The sequence below is a fragment of the Saccharibacillus brassicae genome, from assembly GCF_006542275.1.
Lineage (GTDB): Bacteria > Bacillota > Bacilli > Paenibacillales > Paenibacillaceae > Saccharibacillus > Saccharibacillus brassicae.
In genome coordinates, this window is the sequence record NZ_CP041217.1 from 3,458,274 (window position 1) to 3,472,514 (window position 14,241).

The 14,241-nt window shown below is 60.5% G+C and carries 13 protein-coding genes; 6 read left to right on the top strand and 7 right to left on the bottom strand.

The window, feature by feature from the left end:
- Window positions 1-17 precede the first annotated feature (17 nt).
- Entirely contained in the window at window positions 18-668 is a 651-nt protein-coding gene (locus FFV09_RS14360; protein ID WP_141448456.1) for a histidine phosphatase family protein, read from the top strand.
- 151 nt (window positions 669-819) lie between these two features.
- On the opposite strand, the gene fucU is transcribed toward FFV09_RS14360, so the two are convergent.
- The 4 genes from fucU to FFV09_RS14380 form a co-directional block, all read right to left on the bottom strand.
- Window positions 820-1,242, bottom strand: coding sequence for an L-fucose mutarotase (gene fucU / locus FFV09_RS14365; RefSeq protein ID WP_141448457.1), 423 nt, complete (start codon window positions 1,240-1,242; stop codon window positions 820-822).
- 18 nt (window positions 1,243-1,260) lie between these two features.
- Window positions 1,261-1,938 (bottom strand): class II aldolase/adducin family protein, encoded by a 678-nt coding sequence (locus tag FFV09_RS14370; RefSeq protein WP_141448458.1) that lies wholly within the window; start codon window positions 1,936-1,938, stop codon window positions 1,261-1,263.
- Between the two features lie 319 nt (window positions 1,939-2,257).
- Window positions 2,258-4,189, bottom strand: coding sequence for a rhamnulokinase (locus FFV09_RS14375; RefSeq protein WP_246098350.1), 1,932 nt, complete (start codon window positions 4,187-4,189; stop codon window positions 2,258-2,260).
- Between the two features lie 33 nt (window positions 4,190-4,222).
- Window positions 4,223-6,001, bottom strand: a complete 1,779-nt coding sequence (locus FFV09_RS14380) for an L-fucose isomerase (protein ID WP_141448459.1) — start codon at window positions 5,999-6,001, stop codon at window positions 4,223-4,225.
- Window positions 6,002-6,317: 316 nt separating this feature from the next.
- Here FFV09_RS14380 and FFV09_RS14385 point away from each other — a divergent pair, with 316 nt between their 5' ends.
- A complete protein-coding gene (locus FFV09_RS14385) occupies window positions 6,318-7,121 on the top strand; it encodes a DeoR/GlpR family DNA-binding transcription regulator (protein WP_141448460.1) in 804 nt (267 codons plus the stop codon).
- A gap of 87 nt (window positions 7,122-7,208) precedes the next feature.
- Here the strand turns inward: FFV09_RS14385 and FFV09_RS14390 are convergent, their stop codons facing one another.
- Both FFV09_RS14390 and FFV09_RS14395 read right to left on the bottom strand, forming a co-directional pair.
- The gene (locus tag FFV09_RS14390; protein ID WP_160441708.1) at window positions 7,209-7,850 is read right to left on the bottom strand and encodes a DUF1129 family protein; all 642 of its coding nucleotides are present in this window, start codon (window positions 7,848-7,850) and stop codon (window positions 7,209-7,211) included.
- 79 nt (window positions 7,851-7,929) lie between these two features.
- On the bottom strand, window positions 7,930-8,583 hold the full coding sequence (locus FFV09_RS14395; protein ID WP_141448462.1) for a YukJ family protein: 654 nt from the start codon (window positions 8,581-8,583) through the stop codon (window positions 7,930-7,932).
- A 189-nt stretch (window positions 8,584-8,772) separates the two neighbouring features.
- On the opposite strand from FFV09_RS14395, the gene FFV09_RS14400 reads away from it, so the two are divergent.
- Entirely contained in the window at window positions 8,773-9,588 is an 816-nt protein-coding gene (locus tag FFV09_RS14400; RefSeq protein ID WP_141448463.1) for an alpha/beta hydrolase, read from the top strand.
- Window positions 9,589-11,076: 1,488 nt separating this feature from the next.
- On the opposite strand, the gene FFV09_RS14405 is transcribed toward FFV09_RS14400, so the two are convergent.
- Entirely contained in the window at window positions 11,077-11,328 is a 252-nt protein-coding gene (locus FFV09_RS14405; protein WP_170314878.1) for a hypothetical protein, read from the bottom strand.
- Between FFV09_RS14405 and FFV09_RS14410 the strand changes: the two genes are divergently transcribed.
- The 3 genes from FFV09_RS14410 to FFV09_RS14420 all read left to right on the top strand — a co-directional run bounded on the left by FFV09_RS14410 (window position 11,296) and on the right by FFV09_RS14420 (window position 14,152).
- On the top strand, window positions 11,296-11,910 hold the full coding sequence (locus tag FFV09_RS14410) for a DUF47 domain-containing protein (protein WP_141448465.1): 615 nt from the start codon (window positions 11,296-11,298) through the stop codon (window positions 11,908-11,910). The two genes, FFV09_RS14405 and FFV09_RS14410, sit on opposite strands and share 33 nt — an antisense overlap.
- Before the next feature lie 174 nt (window positions 11,911-12,084).
- Window positions 12,085-13,077 carry an inorganic phosphate transporter gene (locus FFV09_RS14415; RefSeq protein ID WP_141448466.1) on the top strand — a complete coding sequence of 331 codons (993 nt, stop codon included), beginning with the start codon at window positions 12,085-12,087 and terminating at the stop codon, window positions 13,075-13,077.
- 133 nt (window positions 13,078-13,210) lie between these two features.
- The gene (locus tag FFV09_RS14420) at window positions 13,211-14,152 is read left to right on the top strand and encodes a hypothetical protein (RefSeq protein WP_141448467.1); all 942 of its coding nucleotides are present in this window, start codon (window positions 13,211-13,213) and stop codon (window positions 14,150-14,152) included.
- Window positions 14,153-14,241: the final 89 nt, after the last annotated feature.

Genomic DNA, 14,241 nt, shown 5'->3' on the forward strand with positions numbered 1-14,241 from the left:
ATAAAGGAGGCCGGCCGATGAGCCCGAAAATCAGGTTGCACCTCGTGAGACACGGGGAGACGTACTTAAATCGCTACGGAAAAATGCAGGGTTGGTCCGACAGCCCGCTCACCGACGAAGGCAAGCTTGTCGCCATTGCCGCCGGGCAGCGGTTGGCGGACACCGAATTCGCTTACGTCTATACGAGCGATTCGGGCCGAACGCTGGAGACGGCGGAACTTATCTTGAACGAGAGCCGGCATCCGGTACCGGTCATTCATCGGATCAAAGCTTTTCGCGAAACGTTTTTCGGCGGGTTCGAAGGGGAATACTCGAAGGTCGCTTTGGGCCAGATCGCCGAGAACAACGCCGGGATAAGCTTTGCGGAATTGATGCAGACGGTGACGGTAGCCGAATTCGCGGACATGACCAAAAAAGCCGATCCGTACCATCACGCGGAAAACTTCGAGGAACTGTGGACACGGATCCGCGGCGGGCTGCAGACGGTCATCGACCTGGATTACGCGGGCGACGCCAACGTCCTGATCGTTACCCACGGCAATACGATCCGCAACATCGTCAACCAGCTGTGCGAAGGCGTCGACGTCACGATCGAGATCAAAAACGCCAGCGTGACGATTCTGGAGCACGAAGACGGGAAGTTCAACTGGATCGGGTTCGATCAGTAAGCCGGGTACGCGGTTGAGCGAGTGCGCGGAGCCAAGACAGGCGAGTAACAGGCCCGACGAATAAAAAAATAGACGAAAAAAGTAGAAGAAAAGCCGGATTCCTCCTCGATGTGCAGAGACGGGGAATCCGGCTTTTTGCCGATGAAGCAAACTAGAGCACGCCTTTTTTCAAAAGGATGTTGCCGTACAGCGCTTCTTCGCCGGTCACGACGATCGCGTAGGCGCCGCGGGCGCGTTCGTAAAAAGCGAAACGTTCCTCGAACGCGATCTGCGCGGACGCGTCGTGGCGGGCGATCACTTCGCGGTACGTGTCCCAGATCGTCGGCACGACCTTGTCGCCGGGCACGACGCTCATCAGCGCCGCCTGATGCCCGGCGTAAGGATCGAGCGGCAGCAGCTCCAGTATGGCATCGAGCAGCGGAGGAATGCCGAGGCCGTCGCAGCGGATGACGCGCCCGTGCAGCGAGTGGCCGGGGAAGTTGCCGTCCGCCAGCACGATCTCGTCGCCGTGGCCCATTTGCATCAGGGCATGGACGAGGTCGGGAGACAGCATTTTGGGAATCTTTTTCAACATTAGGCATCTCCTCCCTGGCTAGAAGCCGTAGAACGCGCGCAGTCCGACCAGCTCGTCGATCCGGTGCTGCGGCAGTTCGCGTTCGCCGTCGATCATGCGCGTGAGGAAAGTCAGCTTGGCCGTGTACTCCAGACGCTCCATGTTCATGTAGGCGTCCATCACGCTTTTGCCCCAAGTCAGCGCGCCGTGGCTTTCGAGCAGGACGGCCGTTTTCTTGCCGAGAAAAGGCATGATCGAATCGGGAATCTCTTCGGTCGACGGCGTGCCGTAGACCGCAAGCGGGATATCGCCCATCGCGATGACGGACTCCGGCATCATCATCTTGTCGAGCGCTTCGCCCTTGATCGCGAACGCGGTCGCATAAGGCGGATGGGCGTGGACGACACCGTTCATGTCCGGGCATTCGCGGTAGACGCGCAGATGCATTTTGACTTCCGTGGACGGCCGGTATCCGTCCGCCGCTTCGACGATCTCGCCGTCCAGATTGACTTTGACGAGCATATGCGGCTCCAGATAGCCTTTGCTGACGCCGGTCGGGGAAGCGAGAATCTCCGTCTCGGAGAGGCGGGCGGAAATGTTGCCGTCGTTGGCGGCGATAAAGTCCTTGTTGAACAGATTGCGGCCGATATCGCAAATTTGCAGGCGCAGCAGGCGCTCGCGTTCGACCGGATCGGCGATGGAATGGGGTTGGGTCATGGGTAGGGGCCTCCTTTTTGGGTCATGGGTGTGGATTATGGATGTGGAGCGGGTTGGGTGAGGTCAGGCCTAGCCAGGAAGCCGGAACGGGTTCCGGCGCAAAGGCTGCGGCGTGCTAACGAACCGTCATAACGCTATTTTCATAAATAGCGGGATTTGGAGCGGCTAACGAATCGGGGTAACGCTATTTTGCTTTTTTGCATTGTATTTGTCCGATTTGGCAGGTATAGCGTTGTTAGGATTCGTTAGAAAATAAAATCGACCGATTTGCCCGTTTTAACGTGATCAGGATTCGTTAGCGTCTACGGCCGGCCGCAGCTCAACGAGCAGCCGGCCTATACCGTTCGAGCGCAAACGAGCGCCCGAGAATCTCCGCCCGGCGGCCGAAGTCCAGCTCGCCGAGCGCGGCAAGCTGGATCAGCGCGCTTCCGGCGGCGCTCGCTTCCACCGGCCCCGCGATGACTTCGCGGCCGGTGCGCTCCGCCGTCAGGCGGCAGAGCAGCCGATTGCGGCTGCCGCCTCCGACGAGATGGACCGCCGCGATCCGGCGGCCGGAGATCGACTCCAGCTCGTCGATTGCCCGGCCGTAGGCATCGGCCAGGCTTTCGAGCACGACGCGCGCAAGCTCGCCGTGGTCGCCGGGAACCGGCTGCCCGGTATCCCGGCAGAACTGCCGGACCCGCTCCGGCATATCGCCCGGAGCGGCAAAGCGCGGATCGTCGGGATCGATCCGCGAGTCCGCCGGTCCCGCGGCCTCGGCCAGCGCCGCGAGATCGCCGTGGCTGAGCGCTTCGCCGCCGGCGTTCCAGTGCCGCCGGCATTCCTGAAGCAGCCACAGGCCCGTAATGTTCTTGAGCAGGCGGCTGCCTCCGCCGTAACACGCTTCATTCGTCAGGCCGCATTCGTAAGCGGCATCGGACAACACCGGCTGCGGGGTCTCGATCCCCGCAATAGACCAGGTGCCGCAGCTGATAAACGCGGCGGCTCCCCGCGAAGCGGGCTGCGTTTGCGCCGCGGCGCTGTCCGGCGCGGGGTTCTGCGGCGATCCGGCCATACCTGCCGCCGGGCTCAAACCCGCGGCGCTGTCTATCGCGCCGTTCTCCGCCGTCCCGGTCATACCCGCCGCCGGGCTCAACCCCGCTGCGCCTCGATCCGCGCCGCCTGCCGCCGCATCCCCGCAGCCGTAAGGCACCGCCGCCACCGCGGAAGCCGTGTCGTGCGAAGCGCCGGCCACGACGCGCAGCGGGCCGCAGCACAGCTGCGCCTGCAGGTCGGGCCGAAGCTCGCCCAGCACGGTGCCGGCCGGCACGACCGGCGCGAGCAGGGCGGCCGGAATGCCCAGCCGCGCCAGCACCTCGGCGGAGGGTTCGCTGCCGCCGGCTGCCAGCAGCCCGCCGGTGCTGAGAATGCTCCGCTCCGCGGCCATGACGCCGGACAGCCGGTAATGGAACAGGTCCGGCATCATGAGGAAGTGCGCCGCAAGCTCGCGCAGCTGCGGTTCCTGCTCCAGATCGGCAAAGAGCTGGTACGCCGTATTGATGGCGTTCGGCTGATTGCCGGTCAGCTCGAACTGCTCGCGCGGCGGCAGGCGGCGCACAAGCTTCGCCGCGTGCCGCGCCATGCGCGCGTCGCGGTAATGGTGCGGCGGACGCAGCAGCTCCCCGCCGGGTCCGATCCAGCCGTAGTCGACGCCCCAGGTGTCGACGCCGATGCCGAGGATCGGATGCCCTTCGGCTGCGGCAAGCCGGATGCCCGCGACGATTTCGGCGAACAGCCCGTCGGCGTCCCAATACAGGCCGCCGACACTTTCGATCGGCACGTTGTCGAAGCGGTGAATCTCGCGCAGCTCCAGCTTGAAGCCGTCGTAGCAGGCCAGCATGACCCGGCCCGAGCTGGCGCCGAGATCGACGGCCAGCACTCTTTTGACGGAAGGATCGCTATCGCCATCATCGCCGCCAAGCGGCCGCGCAGGCTCCGCAGCGACGCTGGTTTTTGCACCTTCGCTGGCTCCCGCACCTACGTTTGGCTCCGCACTTTCGCCCCGCTCTACAGCTCCCGCATTCTCCTTCGGCTCCGAGTCTCCCGAACTCTCGCCGGACCCGCCAGCTCCGTCTCTTCCGACAGGCTCCGCAGCGACGCTAATTCCCGCGAGTCCTGCACCTTCGCCGCCACCCGCACCTACACCGCCGTCCGCGCCCCGGCCGGTCGCGTTCAGAACTTCCGCACGTAATTCCCGCGGCTTCATGGGCATGCCCCGCTTTCCGTATGAAATGGCGCCCGCGTCTCAGTACAGCGGGCCGAAGTTCCGGCAGGCGGCGTAATCGGCCGCTTCCGGGTTTTCCGTGCCGAACAGCGACCAGGCGCGCGGCCGGAACACGTCTTGTTCGTCCACGTTGTGCATGCTGACCGGAATGCGCAGGATGGAGGCCAGGGTAATCAGGTCGGCGCCGATATGGCCGTAGCTGATCGCGCCGTGGTTGGCGCCCCAGTTGTTCATGACGTCGTAGACGTTCGAGAACGAGCCTTTGCCGGTCAGCTTGGGCGCGAACCAGGTCGTCGGCCAGGTCGGATCGGTGCGCTCGTCGAGCGTGCGGTGCACGTCTTCCGGCAGGTCGACCGTATAGCCTTCCGCCAGCTGGAGCACGGGGCCGAGCCCTTTGACCAGATTGAGGCGAACCATCGTGACCGGCATGCCGCCGCGGGTCAAATAATCGGTCGAAAAGCCGCCGCCGCGGAAATATTCCTGCGAAGCCGGCCGGAACAGCGTCTTGTCGAGGCATTTGGCCGCTTCTTCGTCCGTAACGTCCCAGAAAGGCTTGATCGCGGGCTTGCCGTCGATCTCCTGCTCGCCCGTTCCGTCGAGCGCCGCCGAACCGGAGTTGATCAGATGCAGCAGCCCGCCCTGCGCCGCGCCTTCAAGCCGGTGTCCCGTTACGCGTTCCACCGCCGCCGGACTCCAGAATGTGCGCACGTCCGCGAAGATCTGCGCCGTGCCTGTCAGCAGATGGTTGAACAGCATGACGACGCCGTTGAGGCTGTCGTTTTCGGTGGCGACGATGTACGGCGCGCGCCGTCCGTTCCAGTCGAACGAGGAATTGAGGATCGTCTCCATGAAGTCGGCGTTCGGGAAATGGTCCGTCCAATGCCGCTGCCCCTGGAAGCCGCCCGCGATCGCGTAATGCCCGCCGGCTTCTTCTTCGAAGCCGAGCTCCGCCAGCCGCGGATTGCCGACCATGAGGTCGCGCGCGATCAGCGTCATTTTGACGACGAATTCCCATTGTCTATTCTGTTCTTCCTCGCCGATGACCAGATGTTCGGGATTGTTGTTGGCGCCGAGTTTGCAGTTTGCCCGGGTCCAGGACAGCGCTTTGGCGTATTCGTCCGGGTCGTAGATATTTTCCTCGACGCGGCGCACGAATTCGGACATGTCCACGTATTCGTTGCGCATGCCCAGATAATGCTGGAACAGGTTCTCGTCGATGATCGAACCGGCGATGCCCATCGAGACGGACCCCATGGAGAGGTACGCTTTGCCCCGGATGAGGGCGGCGGCCAGCGCGGACCTTGCGAACCGGAGCAGCTTGGTCTGCACGTCGGCCGGAATCTCTTCGCTGCCCGACTCCTGCACGTCTTCGCCGTAGATGCCGAACGCCGGAATGCCTTTTTGCGCGTAAGCCGACAGCACCGCCGCCAGATACACCGCGCCCGGCCGCTCCGTTCCGTTAAAGCCCCAGACCGCGTGCGGAATCGAAGCGTCCATGTCCATCGTCTCGGAACCGTAGCACCAGCACGGGGTAACGGTGATCGAGACGCCGACGTTTTCGCGCTTGAACTTGGACGCCGCCGCGGACGCTTCCGCCACGCCGCCGATCGTCGTGTCCGCGATGACGCACTGCACGGGCGAGCCGTCCGGGTAGCGCAGATGCTCCTGCAAAAAAGCGGCCGTGCGCCGCGCCATGCCCATCGTCTGTTCTTCCAGCGATTCGCGTACGCCGCGTCTGCGGCCGTCGATGGTAGGGCGGATTCCGATTCTCGGATACTGCTGCGTAACGGTGGCTGACATGTGATTCCTCCTTGGGTGTGGGAAAATGGCGAACGGTGAAGTCTGTCTTCCTTATAACAGGATAAAAGGCTTGTCCGACGAACAGCGTCCCTCAAAAGTATGCGCTTGCAAAAAAAATGCGGCAGCAGCGGTTCGCTTCTGTTTTCCTCTTCATCTTAAAAGCGTTAAAAGCCAAAGTCAACACGAAAACCACACAATTTCTTTTTATATTTGTGGTTTTGTTGGTTTCAAGAGGGCTATGATGAGAACGAATTGTGGTTTCTGCTGTTTCATGCTACGGTAAAAAAACAATCGGGACACGGGGAGCGGATACGCAGTGAAAGCGGAGCAGCGGCGGGAATGGATCATCAACGAATTGTATCGGAACAAAAAAGTGCAGGTATCGGCGCTCGCGCAGACGTTCGGCGTATCGGAAGAAACGGTGCGCCGCGATCTCGACAAGCTGGACAAGGAAGGCATCGCCCAGAAAAATTACGGCGGGGCCGTGCTGAGCGCACCGGTCAACCGCGATCCTTCGTACGCGAGCCGGCACGATCTCAACCTCGAAGCGAAGCGCCGCATCGCCGAGCAGGTGCTCGGCCTGGTGCACGACGGCGACAGCGTCATGGCGGATACCAGTTCGACGGCGTTCGAAGCGCTGCGGCTGCTGACCGAACGCAAAAGCAATCTGACGCTCATTACGAATTCGCTCGTCGCGCTGTCCGCGTTCCAGCAGTCGGGGCATCGGCTGATCGGCACCGGCGGCACGCTCGGCGCTTCGACCAGCTCGTTCGTCGGACCGGACGCGGCGCGGACGATCGAACGCTATAACGCGGACGTTGCGCTGCTCGGCTGCAAAGCGCTGTCCATGCACGGCGGCATCTGCGATTCCAACGAAGCCGAGAGCGAGCTCAAGCTGCTGATGCGCCGGCAGGCGAACAAAACGATCCTGCTGGCGGACCGGTCCAAGTTCGATCGGCTGGCTTTTATCCGGCTGTTCGATTTCGGGCAGATCGACTTCGTCGTGACCGACCGTCAGCCGCCGGAAGAATGGGGCGAATTTCTGCGCGGGCGGGGCGTGACGCTGGTGTGCCGGAGCGAGGAAGCGGAATTTGGAAGCAAGGAAGAAGAGCAATCATGAGAAAAAGGCCGCTGCCTCGGGAGAGTCCCGTTCAGGCAGGGCCTTTTTTTAGCTTACAAACAAGGGTACAGGTTGCCGGTGTGCTCTTCACCGTCTGCGCAGCAGCGCAAACTGCCCGATAAACCCAATCGCCGCGATGACGAGGCTGATCTGGAACGGAATCGTAATCACCGGCGTGAAGCGAAGCAGCAGCAGGCCGGCAAAGCCGATCGCGATCAGCACGATCAACGTGGAGCCGATTCCCCGCATGTTGAATTTCGGCGGAGCGGGCACCCCTTCTTCGGGATCGCGCCGGATCAATCGCATCAGCACTTCGAACAGGGCGATCGCGCCGAGGATGACGATGAGCAGCGTGCCGGTGTTGACCTGCTGCGTCTCCGGCGCAAACAGCGCCGTCAGTCCCAGCAGCAGAAACGTCCAGCTGAGCGCCGTCCACGGCACGAGGATATAGGCGCGCAGCGTCGCTTCCGGCCGGCGTTTGGGCAGATCCGTCAGCGCGGCTTCGGCGTAAGATATCGGGTCGGGCCCGAACAGCCGGGACGCCGGCGTGCCTTTTTGCTGGGCGGCGATCAGCTCGCTTCCCCGCGCCAGCAGCCAATCTTCGCCGCTTTCCTCGACTACGCGGCTCGACCGCACGTGGACGATCACTTCATCGAAATATTCGGCGTTTTTGGTATTCAGTTGGTCGCGGACTTTGTTGATCGCGCGAATCTTTTTCCTGACGCTCAAACCGGAAAGCCTCCTTCTCATGGGAAAATAAATAACGTAAGCGCGGCGGTAAGCTGCAGCGGGACAGAGGCGGGCGAGATTACTTCAAAGCCTGTCCGCGTTCGTCGGTGTTCCACGACTGCGACTGGAAAGCGAGGAACAGTCCGACCCAGCGGTCCCCGTCGGCAAAATGCACGAGAATCGCGCCGTCGCGGAACGCGCCGTTGTCGCCCTGCCACGGGCCTTCGTTACCCTGGTTCATATGAATATTGTGCACGCCGCGGCCGGGCCGGAAGCCGAAATAATAATCCGGCGTTTTCGGCTCGGGTCCCCAGGCGTCGCCGAACACGTACAGATCCGCGCCGGCGATCACCGCCGCGTCGATGCAGGCGACGATCTTCTCGTTCAGATCGTTGTCCGGTCCCGGCAGGCTGGCCGGCAGCGGCACCATGTCTTCCCGGCGCAGCAGCGGACGGCGCACGAAGTCCAATCCCCGAACCGGCAGCCCGCGTTCGATCGGCGTGAAGCCGCCGGGCAGAAGCTTGAGGCGCTCCGCGTCATCCGGCAGACAGGCGCCGATCCGGTAGAGCAGTTCCGACGGGTACGCTTTGGACCGGATATTGATCGACGCCCGGTATTGAACGCCCCGGTCGTCTTGCAGGCAAACGTGAAAATGCGGCTGACTGCCGAATCCGTGGATGGACCGTATCGCTTTTGCTTTCAGCACGCCGTACCGGTAGCGGCTCACTGGCATTCCCTCCCGAGCTTTTTATCCCGTTAAGCATAGCGCAATCGGGGTTGGCGGTCTACGCCGACCTGCCGCTTCGTCCGGGCGGGGCGGACGGCACCTGAATGTCCCGATTGACAACGGGGACGGATCGGCGTTAAGATGGGTGTAATTCATACCAATTAACTAGGGATTAAAAACAGGGAGGCTGCCGCCATGGAACGCCAGATTCTGATCCGCCACGAACAGCATGATTTGACCGCTACGATTCATTACCCGACTTCGCAGGGCTGCGAAGGACGTCTTCCGCTGACGGTCATCTGCCACGGATTCGTGGGCAGCCGGATCGGCGTGGACCGGCTGTTCGTCACGACCGGCCGGGAGCTTGCCGCCGAGGGGCAGTTGGTCGTCCGGTTCGACTACGCCGGCTGCGGAGAGAGCGGCGGCGTCTACGGCGAGGAAGGGATGGAGTCGATGATCCGCCAGACGCGGACCGTGCTCGATTACGCGATGACGTGCGCGGACATCGACCCGAGCCGGGTCACGCTGATCGGGCACAGCCTGGGCGGCGCGGTCGCGCTGCTGACCGCCGTGCGGGACCGCCGGATCAAAAGCCTGGCGCTCTGGTCCGCCGTCGGCTATCCGTTCAACGATATCGTCAAGATCACCGGCCGGGCGCGGTACGACGAATCCGTGCGTACCGGCAGCGCCGATTATTTGGGCTATTCGTTCACGCCCGGCTTCTTTGAATCGCTCGGCGCGTTCCAGCCGTTCCAGGAAGTGAACAAGTTCTACGGCGACGTGCTCGTCGTGCACGGCACGTCCGACGACGTGATCCCTGTCGATTACGCGTTCTTGTACCAGAAGCTGTTCTGGACGCGGGAAGACTCGCGCTGCGACAAAGAGATCATCTTCCAGGCCGACCATACCTATTCGTCCGGCCCCCACCGCCGCCAACTGCTCGACATCACCAAGCGCTGGCTGCAGGACCGGCATAAGAACGAGATCGACTGGCAGCACTGGACAATTTAGAAATTTGTCCAACGCTGCGCAGCTTACTGGCAGCACTGGACAATCTGACGTTGTCCGGCGCAGCGCAGCTTACTGGCAGCACTGGACAATCTGACGTTGTCCAACGCAGCGCAGCTTACTGGCAGCATTGGCCTCTGATTATCCGCTTTTGCAAGCGGGGGAGGGGCATTCAGGCTGCTGCTCCCGATTTATCGGGAGTATCTACATAAAATTCATCATTCGCGATGTCTGCTCTCGAAATAACTGCGTAACGACAACTATTTCCGCCTTTTTGTTCGAGTTAGGCCGAATAGCTGCGTGACGACAGTTATTTCCGCGCGCGTCCGTCGAAATCACCTTTTTCCCGCAAAATAAGTGGATTTGAGCACTTATTTCGTTTACGCCGGCCTTTTAGCCGAAATAAGTGCTCTCAGGACGTTAATTGCGGCGTCAGCTTGCAGCGTCAGCTCGCAACTCGCAGTTCGCCTCCGCGTTTCGCCCGATCGCGGCGCACTTTGCCGCGCGGCCCGCAGCTTCCGTCCGCGGCCCGCAGCTTACGTCTGCGGTTCGCCGACTTCAACGCGCTTCCGCACGCTTTTGCTCTTTTTCACGTGCTTCCGCCCTTTTCAACGCACTTCCGCAAATTCCTGCTCTTTTTCGCACATTCCCACTCGAATTCAACGCACTTGCGCGCATTTCTACCCTTGTCAGCCTGCTTCCGCCTGCGGCCGAACCGCATGCGCAGCGTAGTCTGTATCGGTCGGCCCTGATTTCCCGCTTTTGCAAGCGGGGGAGGGGCATTCAGTCTGCTGCTCCCGATTTATCGGGGGTTTCTACATAAAATTCATCATTCGCGATGTCTGCTCTCGAAATAACTGCGTGACGACAGTTATTTCCGCGCGCGTCCGTCGAAATCACCTTTTTCCCGCAAAATAAGTGGATTTGAGCACTTATTTCGTTTACGCCGGCCTTTCAGCCGAAATAAGTGCTCTCAGGACGTTAATTGCGGCGTCAGCTCGCAACTCGCAGTTCACCTCCGCGTTTCGCCCGATCGCGGCGCACTTTGCCTCGCGGCCCGCAGCTTCCGTCCGCGGTTCGCCGACTTCAACGCGCTTCCGTACGCTTCTGCTCTTTTTCGCGCACTTCCGCCCTTTTCGACGTACTTTCGCAAATTCCGGCCCTTGCCGCAGATTTTCGCCCTTTTCGACGTATTTCCCACTTCCGCACGTGATCGGAACGAATACGCGTTACCGCAGCGCGGCCTGTACCGGTCTGCCCCTAATAGGAACTTCAATGTTTGCTCAAGAGCCTTCCACAAAACCTTCTTATAACTCGCTCTGTATCCAAATAGTATCTTGATCTCTCTCACCGCTTCGTCACCTCGCTCTAACTACCTCGCACCCGTCAGACCGCCGGTCTTTTTCACCTTTTCGATCCCTTTCCCCACCTTTCCAGTCCTTTTCCCGCCCCTTTTTCAGGTTCATTTAACGAACGCCACGTAAAGTGAGTTCAACCCACCAAGCCGGCATAAGCGTCAAAAAAGAACGGCAAAGCAGAAAAAGGGCGCTTTTTGTTAAAAGGGGTCGGTTTTTCTGTAAAAACAGTGTGAAAATCGGCAGAAGTTTTCTTTAATCCCTTACATCGTTGTGCTAAAATGATGGAGGTCGCAGAAGCGGCTTCAAAGCCTTGCCCGTTTTTGGCCTTGAACATTTGAAAAGGGGTTTTAAAATGCGTGTAAAAAAGAAGGATATTTTCTTTCAAACACTCGAAGACATGGCGGATACGATCGTGGAGGCCGCGGATTATTTCTCGAAGCATGTCGCCGATTTGAAAGACGTCAACGTCTTCGTCAAAGACATGAAAGATTTCGAGACCAAATGCGACGGATTTACGCACACGATCATCACGGAGCTGAACAAGACGTTCATCACCCCGCTTGAGCGCGACGACATTCTCAAACTGGCCACGACCCTGGACGACGTGTTGGACGGACTGGAAGCTACCGCTTCGCGTTTCTACATGTACAACCTGGGCCAGCCGGACCAATATATGATTCAATTCGGAGAGATTTTGCGCGAATCGGCGTACGAGATCCAGAAAGCGATCCATTTGCTGTCGCAGAAAAAGCTGCTGGCGATCCGCGAATACACGATCCGTCTGAACGATCTGGAGAACCAGGGCGACCAACTGCTGCGGATCTGCATCACGGAACTGTTCGCGAACGTAACCGACCCGATCGAACTGATCAAGCGCAAAGAGATTTACGAACGCCTGGAGACGACGACCGACAACTGCGAAGACGTTGCCGATATTCTGGAAACCATCATTATGAGCAACTCCTAAGCGGAGCCTGCCATTTTAGGTCCAAAGGAGGTCAAGACCGCTTTTTCCGGAATTCGGCTTTCGCGTGCGGGCATGTCCCGGTATTCGGCGCCTGTTTCGTAAAAGGACAGCGGCACGGCATTTGCAAGGCTGCAAATGCGGCGTAGCCGTCTTTCTTCATGCGGTTCACACATTATGGAAACATCTCTATTTGTTCTTGCGATTGTCGTTTTTCTGGCGCTCGCCTTCGACTTCATCAACGGATTTCACGATACCGCCAACGCGATCGCGATGTCCGTATCGACCCGGGCGCTGAAGCCCCGCACCGCGATCCTGCTTGCGGCGGGCATGAACTTCCTCGGCGCCATCACGTTTACCGGCGTGGCCAAGACGATCGGGGGCAGTATCGCCGATCCGACCACGCTCAATAACGGGATCGAGATCGTCATCGCGACACTGATCGCGGCGATCATCTGGAACCTCGCGACGTGGTGGTTCGGCATTCCGTCTTCGTCGTCCCACGCCATGATCGGTGCGCTTGCAGGCGCGGTGTTCGTCGGCGCGGGTGCGAACAGCGTCAACTGGAAAGGGTTCCTCGAAATCGTCGAAGCGCTCGTGTTCTCGCCGCTGATCGCGTTTGCCGTCGGGTATATCATCATGATTATTCTCAAATATACGGTAGGACGGCGCAGCCCGCACACGGTCAACAAAGGATTCCGCTCGATGCAGGTGCTGACCGCCGCGCTGCAATCGTTCGCGCACGGCACCAACGACGCGCAGAAAGCGATGGGCATCATGACGTTCGCACTGATCTCGGCCGGACGTTGGGATTCGCTGGAGCCTCCGCTGTGGGTCAAGCTGTCCGCGGCGACCGCAATCGCGCTCGGCACGTCCGTCGGCGGCTGGAAGATCATCAAGACGCTCGGTACGAAGATTTTCAAAATCGAGCCGATCAACGGGTTCGCGGCCGACGTGTCGTCCGCTTCCGTTATTTTCACCGCGACGCTGCTGCATCTGCCGATCAGCACGACGCATGCCGCCACTTCTTCGATTCTCGGCGTCGGCGCGGCCAAGCGCTTCCGCGAGGTCAAGTGGGGCATGGCCGGCCGGATCATCGTCGCCTGGTTCATCACGATCCCGATCGTGGCCATCATGGCGGGACTGATCTACAAATTGATGTTCTGGTAAGCGGGAAGCCGCCAAGCCTTGTTGTTGAAAAGAAAGCCTTCCGGATATTCCGGGAGGCTTTTTTGCGCGTGAATTGCACGAAAGCGTAACAATTTCCGGCCGAACCCCGTCTAAAAGAGAGGAGGTGTACACCATGAACAAATCTGCGAAAATGGCAAGTCTGGCTTCCGCGCTGCTGCTGACGTTCGCTTTGACCGCGTGCGGCCAAGCGAATGCCCCGGCGCCCGAACCGATCAATGTGCCGCCGAACAGTACCCAAGAACCGCCGGCCGACCCCGCCGAGGCGGAAGAGACCGATCCGGCGGAACCCGCCGACCCGGCCGATCCCGACGGGGAAGAAGTGCTGTCGGCGACCGGCGAATACGGCGGGCAAGCCGATCCGCACACGATCGAAGTGAATGTGGACGGTACGCCGACTTCGTTCCAGTTGGCCGAAGGCGTCGAAGCGCAGTTGGACGGGCTGAACGAAGGCGACACGATCTCGTTCGACTACGTGGAACAGAAGGTCGAAGGTAGCGACGTGCCGCAGCTTGAGATTCGATCGCTGCACGCAGGAGGCGATTCGACGTCTTCCGGGCAGGGCACGTCCGGCGCAGCCGCGTCGACGGACCGCCCGGCGACCGAGAGCTTCGTAGTCGGCGACGGCGAATCGAAGACGCTGACCGGCGAACTGCAGGACGGCGACGGCTATTCGCTCTACGTGCTGGACGGCTATACGCTCGACGCGTCCGCGAACCGGCTGTCGCTGACCGAAGATCCCGCTTATTACGCGGAGATCGAGAAGCTTCCGGCCGACTACAACGTCGACCATCTGCGTCTGCAGGGAACGGCCGAGCTTGAAAAAGCCGGCGGCACGGTCAAAGAATTCGACAGCGATACGCTGGTCGAGAGTCCGATGGTGAACGCTTCGCTGTTCCTGCAAGGCAGCGGCGCGGACGAAACGCGCGACTATATTCTCTGGGAAGCGGAAGACGGCAGCGGGTACATTTTCCGCCTCGTCATGCCGGAGAACGAAGACGGTTCGCCGTTCTATATGGAAGCGACGACATCGCTGTCCACGATTCTGGGTCTGTAATTCCGCTGCCGCGGCGGCGGCGGGAAGAAGATACGCAAGCGTCCGTTCGGAAAAATCCGCCAGACCCGCAAAGCCCGCGTTTTCGTCCG